A 14,962-nucleotide genomic window follows, 5' to 3' on the forward strand; every position below is an offset into this window, starting at 1 on the left:
GTTCCCCCCAGTCGTCGCGATGCGTCGACGACGCTGATAATCGGAGAAGCCCCAGCCGCATCAGGAGAACATCGTGGTCGAGCCCGTCCAGCACGCCCAAGCCCCGGCACAGCCCTCGCCGCAGGTCTCGCCAACCGGCAACCCGAACCCGGCAGAAGCCGCGCGCGAACTGCTCGATGTCGGTTCCCGCTGGGGCACCGACGACTACGATGCACGCGTGCGCGCTTTCGCTGAGGCGATCCAACAGGGCGACGCGGACTACCAGCAGGCCCTGGTCGCCGAGATCCTCGCGCAGGATTCGGACGCCTTCAATTCCTGGATGACGCCGACGCGCATCAATGCCCAGGTGGAGGCCGGCCAGGTGTCGTCCACCGAGCGCGGCGCAATGGCGGAGGCGATCGCCGGCGCCTACAACGACGGGCAGATCCCCGGCCACGAGATCCGCGACATCAACGGCGAGGTGATCGGCAACGCCAGCGCACTCGACACCTACCTGCACAATCCCAATTCCACCAGCACCGATTCGGTCGACAACCAGGTCGAGCACGCCCGCAACATGCGCGAGTTCGCCGAATTCTTCGGCGGTCCGCTCTACAGCGCGGAAATTTCCGAGTTCCGCGAGAACTTCAGCAGCCATCTGATCGAAGACTACGCGCTCAACGACAAGATCGACGACGGCATGCTGCGCGACAACGCCGCCACGCAGGCGGCGATCGTCCTGAACGGCGACCCGACCCGCGGCGACATCGCCGCCTCGGTCCTGAGCGGCCTCGACCAGGGCCAGCTGCAGGCCTTCATGGAGCGCGTGGCCCGCGGCGGCGAATTCCTTTCCGCGGCGCACCTGGAAGGCATCGTTCCGAACAGCACCGTCGCCCTGCGCGACGGTCTCGAGGTCTCGGACGTCTCGCTTCCCGACCAGTTCTCCAGCCTGGTGGCCCAGGTAGCGCGCACCGATTCGCCGGAGGCGCGCGAGGCGGCCGGCATGCTGGCGCGGCTGCCGGCATCGAGCGGCGATGTCTTCGATGATGGGCGCACGCAGAACGCCGATGATCGCGCCGACGCCATGGGGCAGCTGTTCCTGGCCCACTCCGATTCGATCCTCGACAGCTTCACCGACTTCGACACGACCCAGATCGGCAGCAAGGACGATGCCACCCTGAAGCAGTACATGAAGGACGCCTCGGAACTCGGCAGCCTGTTCAACGTGGTGCTGTTCAACGATGACCAGGCCTACCAGGGATCGGTCCGCAACGCCGTGCTGGAATACGCCACCGACCTGAAGTCGCAGATCAATACCACCGAGGGCAACGCCGAGGCCATGGGCCGCCTGTCGATGCTGATGGGAGCGGCCGACGATGCGATCACGCAGGGCTTCAATGACCTGAAGGCCAAGGAGGACGCGCAGAAGGAGCTGGTGTCCTTCATCGTCGACATGGCATTGGCCGGTGTTCCGGTCGGCGACAAGGCCAAGGACTCGGTTGCCGGGCTGCTCGGCCAGGTCTTCAGCAATCCCCAGGTGACCGAGGCGTTGAAGGGTGTCAGCGGCAATATCATCGATTCCGCCACCGGATACCTCACCACCGAAGCCAAGCAGGCGCTGACCGATGCGCTGGGAGAGGACGAGGCCGAACTGCTCGACCAGCAGGGCGCCTCGAATGCGCTACGCGAAGCCATGATGGCGGGGGTCGAGGACCAGCGCGATCTGGCCGCGATCGAGAACTATGCCGAGGACGTGAGCCAGGGCATCAACATCTGGCGCAAGTGACCGACGGACACCGCCGCCCGCGTGGGCGCGTAGTGGTAAGTCGGCAATGCATGAATGAGGAACGAGGACCCAGGGATGCGCTGCTCCCCTCTCGTTCCTCGTTCCTCTCCACTCGTTCCTCGCTCTGTCAGTCCAGCCGCTTGCGGAAGCGCAGGATCGCCAGCGCCATCATCACCGTGGTGAACGCCAGCAGCGCCAGCACCTCGGGCCACAACTCCCACAGGCTGGCGCCGCGCAGCATGATGCCGCGGATCAGGCGCAGGAAATGCGTCAGCGGCAGCACCTCGGCGAACCACTGCACCACCCGCGGCATGCCGGCGAACGGAAACATGAAGCCGGACAGCAGGATCGACGGCAGGAACACGAAGAAGGTCATCTGCATCGCCTGGAACTGCGACTGCGCCTTGGTCGAGATCAGCAGGCCGAGGGTGAGGTTGGCGAGGATCAGCAGCACCGCGGCCAGGTAGACGTGCAGCACGCTGCCGAGCACCGGCACCTGGAACAGCCACAGCCCGAGCAGCAAGATCACGGTGGTCTGCACCAGCCCGATCGCCGCATACGGCAACACCTTGCCGACCATCAGCTCGGAACGGCTGAGCGGGGTGGCGATCAGCAGTTCCATGTTGCCGCGCTCGCGCTCGCGCACGATCGCCACGCCGGTGAACAGCACCATGGTCATGGTCAGGATCACGCCGATCAGGCCCGGTACGATGTTGACCGCCGAGCGCCGCTCGGGGTTGTAGAAGGCGACTACGGCGATCTGCCCGCTGCCGGCCTGCGGCGGCCGGCCATTGCCGCCGTTGGCGGCGCCCTGCAGCGGCAGTTGCGCCAGCTGGATCGCCGCGCTCTGGACCACGGTGTCGCTGCCGTCGACCAGCACCTGCACCGCCTCGCGGCCCTCGCTCACCCGGCGCTCGAAGTCCGGCGGCACCACCACGCCGACACTGATCTCGCCTCGGCGCAGCATCTCCATCAGCTGTTGCGGCGTGTCGGCCTCCGCGCTCGGCGCGATCACGCCGGTGGCGACCATGTCCATGATCACTGCGCGCGAGGCCGCGGTGTTCGCCTGGTCGGCGATGCCGGCGTCCAGGCCGCGCAGGTTGAGGTTGATGGCATAGCCGAACAGCACCAGCTGCATCACCGGGATGCCGACGATCATTGCCAGGGTGACGCGGTCGCGGCGCATCTGCCGCAGCTCCTTGAGCACGATCGCGAACAGGCGGCGCAGGTTCATCGGGCGGTTCCCGGTGCTTGCGGCCGGGTGCCGCCTTTGGTGCCCGCGGCGAAGAGCAAATCCCCCCTGCCCCCCTTTCTCAAAGGGGGGAATATGGCAGCCGCCGGGCGACACCCGAGGCAGCGAACACGGCCGCTACGGAGCGTAGGGGGAGCAGCGGAACGATCACCGCCAGATTGGAGTGGCCGCGCGGATGCTCTTACCCCCCTTTGAAAAAGGGGGGCAGGGGGGATTTGCTCCTGCCTTGGCATGGGCGGGATCACTCGGCCGCCTCCGGTTCGCGCAGACGGGCGCGGGTAGCGGAGACGAACACGTCCTCGAGGTTCGGCTGCGACGCGGTCACTTCGGCTTCCAACCCCGCCTGCGACAACGCGGCCTGGATGCGCTGTAGCGCATCGCTGTCCTCTCCGGTCAGCACCCGCAGGCTGTTGCCGATCTGCGCCACGCTGAGCACGCCCGGCACGTCCACCAGCATCTTCTGCACCCGCCGCGGCTGCGCCGCCGCGACCTCCACGCTGCGCCCCTCCAGCTCCGCGGTCAGCTCGACCGGGGTGCCGTCGGCGACCAGCGCGCCGCGATCGAGGATGGCGATGCGGTGGCAGCGCTCGGCCTCGTCCATGTAGTGCGTCGACACCAGGATCGTGGTGCCGGCATCGGCCAGATCGAAGAGTTTTTCCCAGAAGTCGCGGCGCGATTCCGGGTCGACCGCGCTGGTCGGCTCGTCCAGGAACAGCAGTTCCGGTTCGTGGATCACCGCGCCGGCCAGCGCCAGGCGCTGCCTCTGCCCACCGCTCATGGTGCCGGCGAGCTGCTTCTCGCGCCCCCGGAAGTGGTACTGCTCGACCAGCGCATCGATGCGCCGTTTCGCATCCTGCCTCGGCATGCTCTGCACGGCCGCGAGGAACTCCAGGTTCTCGCGCACGCTCAGGTCCTCGAACAGCGAGAACCGCTGGGTCATGTAGCCGATCCGCAGGCGCAACTTCTCCGCCTGCTCCGGGATCTTCAGCCCCAGGACCTCGATCTCGCCGGCGCTCGGCGTCAACAGTCCGCAGAGCATGCGGATGGTGGTGGACTTGCCGGAGCCGTTCGGGCCGAGAAAGCCGTACACGTGCGCCTTCGGCACGGTCAGGTCGACGTCGTCGACCGCCACCAGCTCGCCGAAACGCTTGGTCAGGCCACGCGCGCGGATGGCCTGCTCCTGCCCGCCTTGGTCCGGCCCGCCCTGCTCCTGCCGCTTCCGTAGGAGGGGCTTCAGCCCCGACCCGGCGCCGGTGGTCGGGGCTGAAACCCCTCCTACAGGGGAGGGTCGGTCATTCGCCGTCATGGAACTCGACCCGCACCGGCAGCCCGGCCGGCAGTTCGGCCGCCGCGGCGTCCAGCTGCACCTCGGCCAGGTAACTCAGGCGCGCGGCGTCCTCGCCGGTCAGGGCGTAGTACGGCGTGAAACTCGGTTCGCTGCGGATCATCCGCACGCGCCCGGTGTACGCCTGCTCGCGGCCATCGACGAAGACGCGTGCGGCGTCGCCGACGGCGACGTCGACGCGGATCGGCTCGGGCACGTAGATACGCGCATATGGCGCCGCACCCACCAGCAGCACCGCCAGCGGCGCGCCGACCGGCGCCTCGTCGCCGAGCCGGTACGGCAGGCTGTCGACGCGACCGGCACGCGGCGCGACCACGCGCAGCTTTTCCGAGGTCGCCTGCTGCGTCCGCGCCTGCGCCTCGGCCGCGCGCAACGCCGCTTCGGCCTGGGCGATCTGCTCCGGACGCACGCCGTTGCGCAGTTCGTCCAGCGCTGCCTGCGCTGCCGCCACCTGTGCCTCGGCGTTGCCGGCGGCGGCGCGGGCGCGGTCGACGTCGGATGCGGCGACCAGTTGCCGATGGCCGAGCGGCTGCAGGCGCGCGTAGTAGGCGCGGGCATCGCGCGCCTGGGCCTGCGCCGCAGCCAGGTTCGCACGCGCCTGGTCGATGTCCTCGCGGCGCGCGCCGGCACGCAGTTCGGCCAGGGTGTCGCGCTGGCGCTCGACCTCGGCCAGGCTGGCCTGCAACTGCGCATCGCCGCGGGTACGCTCGAGGGTCAGCAGTGCGGCCCCCGCTTCCACCTGCTGGCCTTCGCGCACTTCGATCGCGACGATGCGCTCGGCCGCCGGCGCCGGCAGGCTGATGCGGTCGTACTCCAGGGTGCCCAGTGCCTGTCTCGGCTGCTCGCTGCACGCGGCCAGCGTCAGCAGTAGCGCGGCGAGGGCGGAGCAACGAGTGAAGAGGCACGAGGAACGAGTGTGACGCTCGACAGGCCGGCCCTTCAGGCGTGAACGAGCACCCGGCGTCTCCTGCTCCGACTCGTTTCTCGCTCCTCTCCCCTCGTTCCTCGTTCCGGCGTTCTCATTTCGCATCGTCCAGCTCCAGTCCACGATCGAGCAGTGCCAGCGCGTGCATGCGCACGTCATCCATGCCCAGATCCTGCGCGTCGAACAGCCGCCGCCAGATCGGCGCGCCGGCGGCGGGAAACAGGGTCAGCCCGATCAGCGAGACCATCAGCAGGCGCGGATCGAGATCGGGGTTGAGCCGTCCCTGCGCCTGCGCCTGGGCGAAGCGCGAGGACATCAGCAGCGCCAGCTCCGGCGCGACCCGGGTCAGCAGCAGGTCGCGCAATGCGCCGCCCTCGCTGACCACCTCGCGCACCCACAAGGCCGGTAACCACGGGTGGCGCTCGACGATGCCGCAGACGCCGTTGACGAAGCCCGCCACCAGCGCGGAGATGTCGCCGTCCTTTGCGCTCAGCAAGGGCTCGCGCACGCGCTGGAACACCGGCATCAGGCGTTGCTCGATGACCGCTTCGCGCAGCTTGGCGGCGTCACCGAAGTAGTAGTGCAGCAGCGCCGGGGTGACGCCGGCCTCGGTGGCGATCTCGCGCACCGAGGTCGCGGCGATCCCGCGCCGCACGTAGCAGGCCAGGGCGGCATCGAGCAGACGCTCGCGCAGGTCCGGGCCATCGCCGCCGGGGCGCCCGGGCGGGCGCTTGTGCCGCGGCGATGCGGCGGCACCGGAAACTTCCGGACGGGCGCCTGGGGGTCTGCTCGAGGAGGGCGGCTTGCGCATGCCGCTATATTTAATTCATTAATTAATTAAGTGCAAGCCCTCGTCGATGAACGGTCGTCCATCCCGCTCGCGCTGCCGTTACCGCTACCGCTGCCGCATCGACGCCGACCGCGCTACCCTGCCCCGCCTATGACCCATTCCAGCCAACGCGATTTCACCCTCGACCCCGCCGACAGCGAGCGCCTGGCCAACCTGGCCGGCCCGTTCGACAGCCATCTGCGCCAGATCGAACTGCGCCTGGGCGTGGAGATCGCCAACCGCGGCAACGTGTTCCGCGTCAGCGGCCGCGACGAGGAGGTCGTGGCGCAGGCGGAAAAGCTGCTGCGCGGACTGTACGAAGAAGCCGCCATCGAAACCCTCGACACGCATGCGATCAACGTGCGCCTGAGCCGCGCCAATCTCGAACGGGTGGCCGAGGATTTCGCGCCGCAGGACGTCGCAGTGAAGGTCAAGCGCGGCACCGTGCGCGGCCGTGGCGCCAATCAGGCGAAGTACCTGCACGCGATCGCCATCCACGACATCAACTTCGGCATCGGTCCGGCCGGCACCGGCAAGACCTTCCTCGCGGTGGCGATGGCGGTCGAGGCGCTGAACGAGTCGAAGGTGCAGCGGCTGGTGCTGGTGCGCCCGGCGGTGGAGGCCGGCGAGAAGCTCGGCTTCCTGCCCGGCGATCTCGCGCAGAAGGTCGATCCCTACCTGCGCCCGCTCTACGACGCGTTGTACGAGATGCTCGGCGTGGAGAAGGTAATCAAGCTGCTGGAGAAGAGCGTGATCGAGATCGCGCCGTTGGCCTACATGCGCGGGCGCACGCTCAACGACGCCTTCGTGATCCTCGACGAGGCGCAGAACACCACCATCGAGCAGATGAAGATGTTCCTGACCCGGCTCGGCTTCGGCAGCACCGCCGTGGTCACCGGCGACCTCACCCAGATCGACCTGCCGCGCAACATGAAGTCCGGCCTGCGCGACGCGGTCGAGGTGCTGCGCGACGTCGACGGCGTGAGCTTCACCTTCTTCGAGTCGCGCGACGTGGTACGGCACCCGGTGGTGGCGCGCGTGGTCAGCGCCTATGACCGACGTGACGCGCAGGATGCGGAAACCGGGCCGGCCTGACGTCAGGCGCTGTTCGCGAACAGACCAAAACCGGAGCCTGCCGCGGATTGGCGCGATGCACACGGATAAATGCAACGGCCGAATCGTCTACGTGCCGCGGCGGTCCGTGGCGGCGCGACTTACCTTCCGTTCGATCCGCGCGCATCCGCGCCAATCCGCGGCAAGCACCGCCTTCTGAATCCATGTTGCGCCCGGCGAAGGGCCGCCGATCTTCGCGACGTCCCGGATATCGGCCGAAAACGGCATCCGGCGGCCTGGAAGCCTACAATCGTCGGATGACCAAGGGCCCCGTCCGTCTCGACGTCGCCGTCGGCTATGCGGTGCCGCGCAAAGGCATCCCCGCCGCGGCCAGCTTCCGCAAGTGGGTGGCCGCCGCCCTGACCGGCCGCATCCGCCAGGCCGACCTTGCCATCCGCATCGTCGGCGCCAAGGAGGGTCGCGCGCTCAACCGCCACTACCGCGGCAAGGACTACGCCACCAATGTGCTCAGCTTTCCGGCCGAACTCCCGGAGGGCCTGCCCGACGGCGTGCGCCTGCCGCTGCTCGGCGACCTGGTGATCTGCGCGCCGGTGGTCGCACGCGAAGCGCGCGAGCAGGGTAAACCGCTGAACGCGCATTACGCCCACCTGACCGTGCATGGCGCCCTGCACCTGCTGGGCTGGAACCACGAAGACTCGCGCGAGGCCGAGTGCATGGAACAACTGGAACGCGAGATCCTGGCCAAGCTCGGGATCGCCGATCCCTATCTCGACGCCTGAGGCGTTTCCGGAAGCGAAGCGGCGCCGACGGGCCGGCACCGCTTCCCGCAGGGCGATTCACAGGCAATCGATCAACCCCTGGTAGATCGAGCCCTGCCCGCTAGGCAGTTCAGCGTACAGCGGCGACTGTCCCGCCACCGCGGCGAGCAGTTCCTCGAGCGTGGTGCCGGGCGCCAGCGGCGTACGACACTGCCAGAACGCCTTGTCGACGCCGATCTTGCCGGTCACCGGCTCGATCTCCTCGTGGCTGGCGGCGAACATCCACAGGCACATGCCGATACGGCCGCTGACCTGGTGCACCGAGCAGCGATAGCGCAGCGCCTCGATATTGCTGTACTCGCCTTCGCAGAAGGTATCGCCGCAGATGTCGTCGAAGTCCCGCTTCAGCTGCCATGTCATGCCATACCAGGCGTTGATCTGCTCGTCGCCGTGGATATAGGCGGACGCGTCCACGTACTGCGCGGCACCGACGACGGCGTGCGTGGATGCCCGGGCATGGAGCGGAATCGCGGCGGCGAGCAGCAATGCGCAGCAGGCAGCCGCGGGAAAGAACACGGTTCTGGACATGGAAAACTCCTCCCTGAGTACGATGGCCGTGCGGCGGATGCCGCGTGCATAGGGTTGCCGCCACAGGCATGCGTCGCCATCCGGCAAACGCCGGTGCCATCGTCGGTGATGGCGCATGCCGGGCATCGGAAATTTCCTACGCCCGGCCGCCCAACCGCCACCGCGGTCCGCTCGCGCCCGGAAGCCAAAAAGGCGGCCGGGCCCGATCGGGGGCGCCCTCCCACGCACGCAGGGCAGGAGGCCGACCGATACTCCGGAGTGTCCGCCATCATGTCCGGCCGGCGTCGTTCAGCCGCCCCCCCCGCCGCGGCCGCGACGTTGAACACGGCGGTGGCCATCCACGTTAGACTCTTCCCGTGGCCCACGACGGGCGCCCGCATTATCGCAATGCCTGAAGACGACAGTAGTCACTCCGCCCAGGAGTCCCCCGAAAAACGCCGCAGTTGGCTCGACCGCATCAGCTCTGCGATCTCCGGCGAACCGACCACCCGTGAAGACCTGGTCGAGATCCTGCGCGACGCCCGGACCGGCGGCCTGATCGAAGCCGATACCCTGCGCACGATGGAAGGCGCGATCGCCGTGTCCGGCATGACCGTGGGCGACGCGATGATCCCGCGCTCGCAGATGGTGGCGCTGCAGGTCGACGCCCCCTTCGTCGAGGTGATGCAGCAGGTGGTCGAGTCGGGCCATTCGCGCTTCCCGGTGCACGGCGAGGACAAGGACGAGATCCTCGGCATCCTGCTGGCCAAGGACCTGCTGCGCGGGGTAGTGCCGCGCAGCGGCCAGGTGCGCATCCGCGAACTGCTGCGCCCGGCGGTGCTGATCCCCGAATCCAAGCGCCTGGACGTGCTGCTGCGGGAGTTCCGGCAGTCGCGCAACCACATGGCGATCGTGATCGACGAGTACGGCGGCGTCGCCGGGCTGATCACCATCGAGGACGTGCTCGAGGAGATCGTCGGCGAGATCGACGACGAGTACGACGAGGCCGAGGACAACAGCGCACTGATCGCGGCGCAGGCCGACGGCCAGTACCTGGTCAACGCGCTGACGCCGATCGAGGATTTCAACGAACGCTTCGGCGCCGACTTCGACGACGACGAGTACGACACCATCGGCGGCCTGGTCACCGCGGCGATCGGGCACCTGCCCGAGGCCGGCGAGGAGCTCACGCTCGGCCGCTTCGGCTTCCGCGTCGCGCGCGCCGATGCGCGCCGGCTGCACGCGCTGCACGTCAGCGTGCGCTCCGAAATGCAGGACACCTGAAGCCGCATGTCCGCCACGTCTGCGGAAACGACGTGCATACGCGGCGGCCTGCTCCCCTGTAGGAGCGGCTTCAGCCGCGACCGCGCCAGCCAGCCCCATCGGTGGCAACCCCGATGAACGCACCGCCGCGCGTTGCGAAGGGAAACAGCGGCAGCATGCCTCTGCCGTCCGCTTGCGCGCGGTCGCGGCTGAAGCCGTTCCTACAGGGGAGATGGATGCGGTGGCTGCTGGTCCTGCTGCTGTGCGGGCTGTCCACCGGGGCCTTCGCCGCGCCGCGCATCGGCGTGATCACGATGCAGCCGGGCGAGGTCTTCTTCGAACGCTTCGGCCACAACGCGATCGTGGTCGACGATCCATCCCTGCCCGAGCCGCTGTCCTACAACTTCGGCTTCTTCGACCTCGAGGAACCGGGCTTCCTCGGCAACTTCATCCGTGGCGAGATGCAATACCGCCTGGCGGTACTGCCGCTGGCGGAGGACCTGGCCTACTACCGTGACGTCGGCCGCGGCGTGACGATCCAGTGGCTCGATCTCGGCGACACCCGGGCGACCACGCTGGCGCAGGCGCTGGCAGAGAATGCACGCCCGGAGAACGCGCGCTACCGCTACGACTACTTCACCGACAACTGTTCGACCCGCGTGCGCGACGCGCTCGACGCTGCGCTCGACGGCGCGCTGCGGCGCCAGCTGCAGGGCCGTTCGCGCGGCAACACCTACCGCAGCGACGCGGTGCGGCTGGCCTCGCCGGCGCCGTGGATGTGGCTCGGCTTCGATATCGGCCTCGGGCCTGCAGCCGACCGGCCGAACTCGCTATGGCAGGACGCCTTCGTGCCGATGCGGCTGGCCGATGCGCTGCGGCAGGTGCGCACCCCCGACGATCGCCCGCTGGTCGCCACGGAAGCCGAACTGCTGTCGCACCGGCTAGCGCCGGAACCGGCGGAAACCGCGCGTCCGTGGTGGCCGTGGCTGCTCGCGGGCCTGGCGATCGCCGGCGGGTTGTCGTGGCTGGGCGCGCGCAGCCCGCGCGGACCGGCATTGTTCGCATTGCCGTTCTGGAGCGTGTGCACTGTCGCCGGCGGACTGATGCTGTTCATCTGGTGCTGCACCGCGCATCGCTTCGGCTGGAGCAACCAGAACCTGCTGTTGTTCAACCCGCTCGCCGCGCTGCTGCTGCCGGGCGCCTGGCGCCTGGTGCGCGGACGTGATCCCGGTCGCCTGTTCGGCTGGGTGCTGGCGATCATCGCCGTCGGCGCTGTGCTGGCGCTGTTCCTGCACTGGCTGCCGCTGCTGCCGCAGCGCAACGTGCACTGGATCGCGTTGCTGTTGCCGGTGCATGCCGGACTGCTGTTTGCGCTGTCGCCGAACCGCACCGGCCCGACACGCACGGACCCACGACCTTCGTAGGAGCGCGCCATGCGCGCGATGCCGCGGGCGTTTCCGGTCTCCGGCATCCGCGGTCCTGGCGTAGGCCGGAAGGTGCGTCGGTGGACGAAATCGCACGGCGGCAGCATGCCCGCGGCATCGCGCGCATGGCGCGCTCCTACGAGTCAGCCGTGGCGAAGTCGAGTGGCTTCGGCGGTCGGCCGCACGCAAGGCGAAGCGGTGCGTGCAGGGCATGCCGTCGCATACGTATGCAACGGCGTGTTCGCATCACGCATGCAAGAATCGGGCGGACGTCCTGGAGTACCCGGGCCGCGCTCATGACTGCCATGCCCGCAGGAGCCACTCGATGATCCGCCAACTGTCCGCCTGTCTCGCCGTGCTGTTGCCGTTCGCCGCCTTCGCCCAGGATCCGCCCCCGGTCGCGCGCATCGCCTCGCCCGACGCCACGCTGCAGGTCGAAGTGACCACCGACCCGGAAGGTCGCGCCAGCTACAGCGTGTCGCGCCACGGCAAGCCGGTGATCGCGCCCTCGCGCCTGGGCATCCTGCTCACCGACGCTCCCAAGCTGGAGCGCAACCTGCAACTGGTGGCGCAGGAAATACGCGCGCATGACGAGACCTGGGAGCAGCCTTGGGGCGAGCGCCGCTTCGTGCGCGACCGCCACAACGAACTGCGCGTGACCTTCGCCGAACGTGCCGGCGCCGGGCGCCGCTTCGACGTGGTGTTCCGCGTGTTCGACGACGGTGTCGGCTTCCGCTACGACTTTCCCGATCAGGACGCCCTGCGGCAGGTCAACATCGCCGACGAGCTGACCGAGTTCGTGGTCGCCGATCCCGCCACGGCGTGGTGGATCCCGGCACTGGAGTGGAACCGCAAGGAGTACATCTACCAGCGCACCCCGCTCACCGAGGTTGGCTACGCGCAGACGCCACTGACGCTGCGCACCGACGACGGCCTGCACCTGGCCTTCCACGAGGCGGCATTGCTCGACTACTCGGCGATGAACCTGATGCGGGTGCAGGACCGGCGCCTGCGCGCGGTGCTGTTCCCGGGCACCGGCGTCGCGAAGGTGGCGCGCACGGCGCCGTTCGCCACGCCGTGGCGGGTGGTGCTGGTCAGCGAGGACGCTGGTGGGCTGGCCGAATCGGACCTGGTGTTGAACCTCAACGCGCCCAACGCCCTCGGCGATGTGTCCTGGGTCAGGCCGATGAAGTACCTCGGCATCTGGTGGGAGATGCACCTGGACACCAAGACCTGGGCCTCCGGCCCCAGGCACGGCGCCACCACCGAGCACGCGCTGCGCTTCATCGACTTCGCCGCCGAGCACGGCATCGGCGGCGTGCTGATCGAGGGCTGGAACGTCGGCTGGGACGGCGACTGGTTCGCCAACGGCGAGGCCTTCAGCTTCACCGAGCCCTATCCCGATTTCGACCTGGAGCGCGTGGCCGCGCATGCGCAGGCCAAGGGCGTGCGCCTGATCGGCCACCACGAAACCTCCGGACATGCCGCGCACTACGAGTCGCAGCTGGACGATGCGCTCGATCTGTACCAGCGGCTCGGCATCGGCGCGATCAAGACCGGCTACGTCGCCGACGGCGGCCAGATCAAGGTGCTCGGCGAAGACGGCACCCTGCACCAGGCCTGGCACGAGGGCCAGGCGATGTCGCGCCATCACATCAAGGTGATCACCGAGGCGGCGAAGCGCCGCATCGGCCTCAATCCGCACGAGCCGATCAAGGACAGCGGCCTGCGCCGCACCTACCCCAACTGGATGACCCGCGAAGGCGCGCGCGGCATGGAGTACAACGCCTGGGGCCTGCCGGGCAATCCGCCGGAGCACGAGGCGACGCTGGTGTTCACCCGCATGCTCGACGGGCCGTTCGACTTCACCCCCGGCGTGTTCGTGATGAACACCAAGTCGGGCGAGAAGATCGCCACCACCCTGGCCAAGCAGCTGGCGCTGTACGTGGTGATCTACAGTCCGCTGCAGATGGCGGTCGACCTGCCGGAACACTACGCCGCGCGGATGGACGCGTTCCAGTTCATCAAGGATGTCGCGGTGGATTGGGAAGACAGCCGCGTGCTCAACGGCGAGATCGGCGAATTCGTCACCATCGCCCGCCGCGAGCGCGGCGGCGACGACTGGTACCTGGGCGCGGTCACCGATGGCGAGGCGCGCGAGCTGCAGGTGCCGCTGTCGTTCCTCGACGCCGGCCGTCGCTACACCGCGCAGATCTACCGCGACGGCCCGGACGCCGGCTGGCAGCACAACCAGACCGATCTCGAGATCGAGGAGCGCGAGGTCGGCGCCAACGACACGCTGACACTGCGGCTGGCACCGGGTGGCGGCCAGGCGATCCGTTTCGTCGCGGACTGAGGAGGCGGCGCTGCGCCTTCGCAAGAACGCCCCCTCTCCCCGCTTGCGGGGCGAGGCCGCGCAGCTTGCGCGCCATTGGCGCGCGTGCGGACGAGCGCACGCTCCGCTGGAGCGGGCTGGAGCGGGCTGGGGCGCGGAGCGGGGTTGGGGTGAGGGCGCTCTTGGCGAGAGATCAAAAGCGCCCTCATCCGCCCCCCCCCCCGACCAAAGCGCTCGGGGGCAGGCGCTTCGGGCACCTTCTCCCGCAAGCGGGAGAAGGGATCGTCAATAACCTGCGTCAGAACCCCACTCCAACAGCGCTACACATCTTGCCCCGGCCGGCCCGCTGACGCAGGATGCGGCGATGGCCGAGAACGAACGCCCTGCTTCGCTGCCCGACTGCGTGATCAACTGCATCCGCTACGACGGCCGTGGTCGGCGACACCCTCTCGACCTCGACGCCATCAGCGATGCCCTGGCGAACGACGACGGCGGCTTCGTCTGGCTCGGCCTGTACGAGCCCGAAGACACCGTGCTGGACAAGCTGCAGGAGGAATTCGGCCTGCACGACCTGGCGATCGAGGACGCGCACAAGGCGCACCAGCGGCCGAAGATCGAGGCCTACGGCAATTCGCTGTTCATCGCGGTCAACACCGCGCAGGTGGTCGACGAGCACATCGTCTACGGCGAGACCCACGCCTTCCTCGGCCCACGCTTCCTGATCACCGTGCGCCACGGCGCCTCGCTGTCGTACGCGCCGACGCGGGAGCGAGTGGAGCGCGAGCCGGAACTGCTGGCGCTGGGCGCCTCGTACGGCCTGTACGCGGTGCTCGACTACATCGTCGACAACTACCTGCCGATCGCGCAGCAGTTCAGGGACACGCTGCTGCTGCTGGAGAAGGACGTCTTCTCCGACACCTACCGACGCGAGACGATCGTGCGCCTGTACGACCTCAAGCGCGAACTGACCTACATGCGCATGTCGGTGGCGCCGCTGCAGGACGTGCTCTCGCAGCTGGTGCGCACCTCCAGCCCGCTGATTCCCGACGAGGAGGTGCGGCTGTACTTCCGCGACGTGCTCGACCACGCGGTGCGCGTGAACGACTCGATCGACGCCCTGCGCGACATGCTCGGCACCGCGCTCAGCGTCAACTTGTCGCTGGTCACCCTGGCGCAGGGCGAGACGGTGAAGAAGCTCGGCGCCTGGGCGGCGTTGCTGGCGGCGCCGACTTTGATCGCCAGCTGGTACGGCATGAACTTCCATGGCATGCCGGAACTGGACGAGCGCTACGCCTATCCGGTGCTGATCGGCGTCGTCGCCGTGACCTGCGGCGCCCTCTACCGGCTGTTCAAGCGCGCGCGCTGGCTCTGAGGGCCGTAGGAGCGCGCCATGCGCGCGATGCCGCGGGCATTTCACCGCCCGCG

General features: G+C 68.7%; 12 protein-coding genes. 7 read left to right on the forward strand and 5 right to left on the reverse strand.

The annotated features are described in order from the left end of the window. Nucleotides 1–73: 73 nt before the first annotated feature. A complete protein-coding gene (locus FXO19_RS15600) occupies nucleotides 74–1,765 on the forward strand; it encodes a hypothetical protein (protein WP_149196044.1) in 1,692 nt (563 codons plus the stop codon). Nucleotides 1,766–1,892: 127 nt separating this feature from the next. Here the strand turns inward: FXO19_RS15600 and FXO19_RS15605 are convergent, their stop codons facing one another. From FXO19_RS15605 to FXO19_RS15620, 4 genes are all read right to left on the reverse strand, one after another. After that, a complete protein-coding gene (locus FXO19_RS15605; RefSeq protein WP_149196045.1) occupies nucleotides 1,893–2,999 on the reverse strand; it encodes an ABC transporter permease in 1,107 nt (368 codons plus the stop codon). Between the two features lie 259 nt (nucleotides 3,000–3,258). Next, a complete protein-coding gene (locus FXO19_RS15610; protein WP_149196123.1) occupies nucleotides 3,259–4,188 on the reverse strand; it encodes an ABC transporter ATP-binding protein in 930 nt (309 codons plus the stop codon). A 121-nt stretch (nucleotides 4,189–4,309) separates the two neighbouring features. Beyond that, the gene (locus FXO19_RS15615) at nucleotides 4,310–5,392 is read right to left on the reverse strand and encodes an HlyD family secretion protein (RefSeq protein WP_149196046.1); all 1,083 of its coding nucleotides are present in this window, start codon (nucleotides 5,390–5,392) and stop codon (nucleotides 4,310–4,312) included. Continuing rightward, nucleotides 5,382–6,098, reverse strand: coding sequence for a TetR/AcrR family transcriptional regulator (locus FXO19_RS15620; RefSeq protein ID WP_149196047.1), 717 nt, complete (start codon nucleotides 6,096–6,098; stop codon nucleotides 5,382–5,384). Before FXO19_RS15620 ends, FXO19_RS15615 begins: the two co-directional genes overlap by 11 nt. Nucleotides 6,099–6,227: 129 nt before the next feature. Between FXO19_RS15620 and FXO19_RS15625 the strand changes: the two genes are divergently transcribed. Beyond that, the gene (locus FXO19_RS15625; RefSeq protein ID WP_149196048.1) at nucleotides 6,228–7,211 is read left to right on the forward strand and encodes a PhoH family protein; all 984 of its coding nucleotides are present in this window, start codon (nucleotides 6,228–6,230) and stop codon (nucleotides 7,209–7,211) included. A gap of 275 nt (nucleotides 7,212–7,486) precedes the next feature. Next, a complete protein-coding gene (gene ybeY, locus FXO19_RS15630; protein ID WP_149196049.1) occupies nucleotides 7,487–7,969 on the forward strand; it encodes an rRNA maturation RNase YbeY in 483 nt (160 codons plus the stop codon). Between the two features lie 57 nt (nucleotides 7,970–8,026). Here ybeY and FXO19_RS15635 read toward each other — a convergent pair whose 3' ends face one another. Continuing rightward, the gene (locus FXO19_RS15635; RefSeq protein ID WP_149196050.1) at nucleotides 8,027–8,536 is read right to left on the reverse strand and encodes a hypothetical protein; all 510 of its coding nucleotides are present in this window, start codon (nucleotides 8,534–8,536) and stop codon (nucleotides 8,027–8,029) included. 387 nt (nucleotides 8,537–8,923) lie between these two features. On the opposite strand from FXO19_RS15635, the gene FXO19_RS15640 reads away from it, so the two are divergent. The 4 genes from FXO19_RS15640 to FXO19_RS15655 all read left to right on the forward strand — a co-directional run bounded on the left by FXO19_RS15640 (nucleotide 8,924) and on the right by FXO19_RS15655 (nucleotide 14,909). Then, complete coding sequence (locus tag FXO19_RS15640) at nucleotides 8,924–9,799, forward strand: CorC family transporter (RefSeq protein WP_149196051.1); 876 nt, start codon at nucleotides 8,924–8,926, stop codon at nucleotides 9,797–9,799. Nucleotides 9,800–10,014: 215 nt separating this feature from the next. Continuing rightward, complete coding sequence (locus FXO19_RS15645; RefSeq protein ID WP_255516461.1) at nucleotides 10,015–11,202, forward strand: lipoprotein N-acyltransferase Lnb domain-containing protein; 1,188 nt, start codon at nucleotides 10,015–10,017, stop codon at nucleotides 11,200–11,202. A 325-nt stretch (nucleotides 11,203–11,527) separates the two neighbouring features. Continuing rightward, complete coding sequence (locus tag FXO19_RS15650) at nucleotides 11,528–13,558, forward strand: glycoside hydrolase family 97 protein (protein WP_149196053.1); 2,031 nt, start codon at nucleotides 11,528–11,530, stop codon at nucleotides 13,556–13,558. A 343-nt stretch (nucleotides 13,559–13,901) separates the two neighbouring features. Next, nucleotides 13,902–14,909: a magnesium and cobalt transport protein CorA gene (locus tag FXO19_RS15655; protein ID WP_149196054.1), complete on the forward strand. Its 1,008-nt coding sequence runs from the start codon at nucleotides 13,902–13,904 to the stop codon at nucleotides 14,907–14,909. Nucleotides 14,910–14,962 lie beyond the last annotated feature (53 nt).

The organism is Luteimonas suaedae (assembly GCF_008312895.1).
GTDB classification, from domain to species: Bacteria; Pseudomonadota; Gammaproteobacteria; order Xanthomonadales; family Xanthomonadaceae; genus Luteimonas; species Luteimonas suaedae.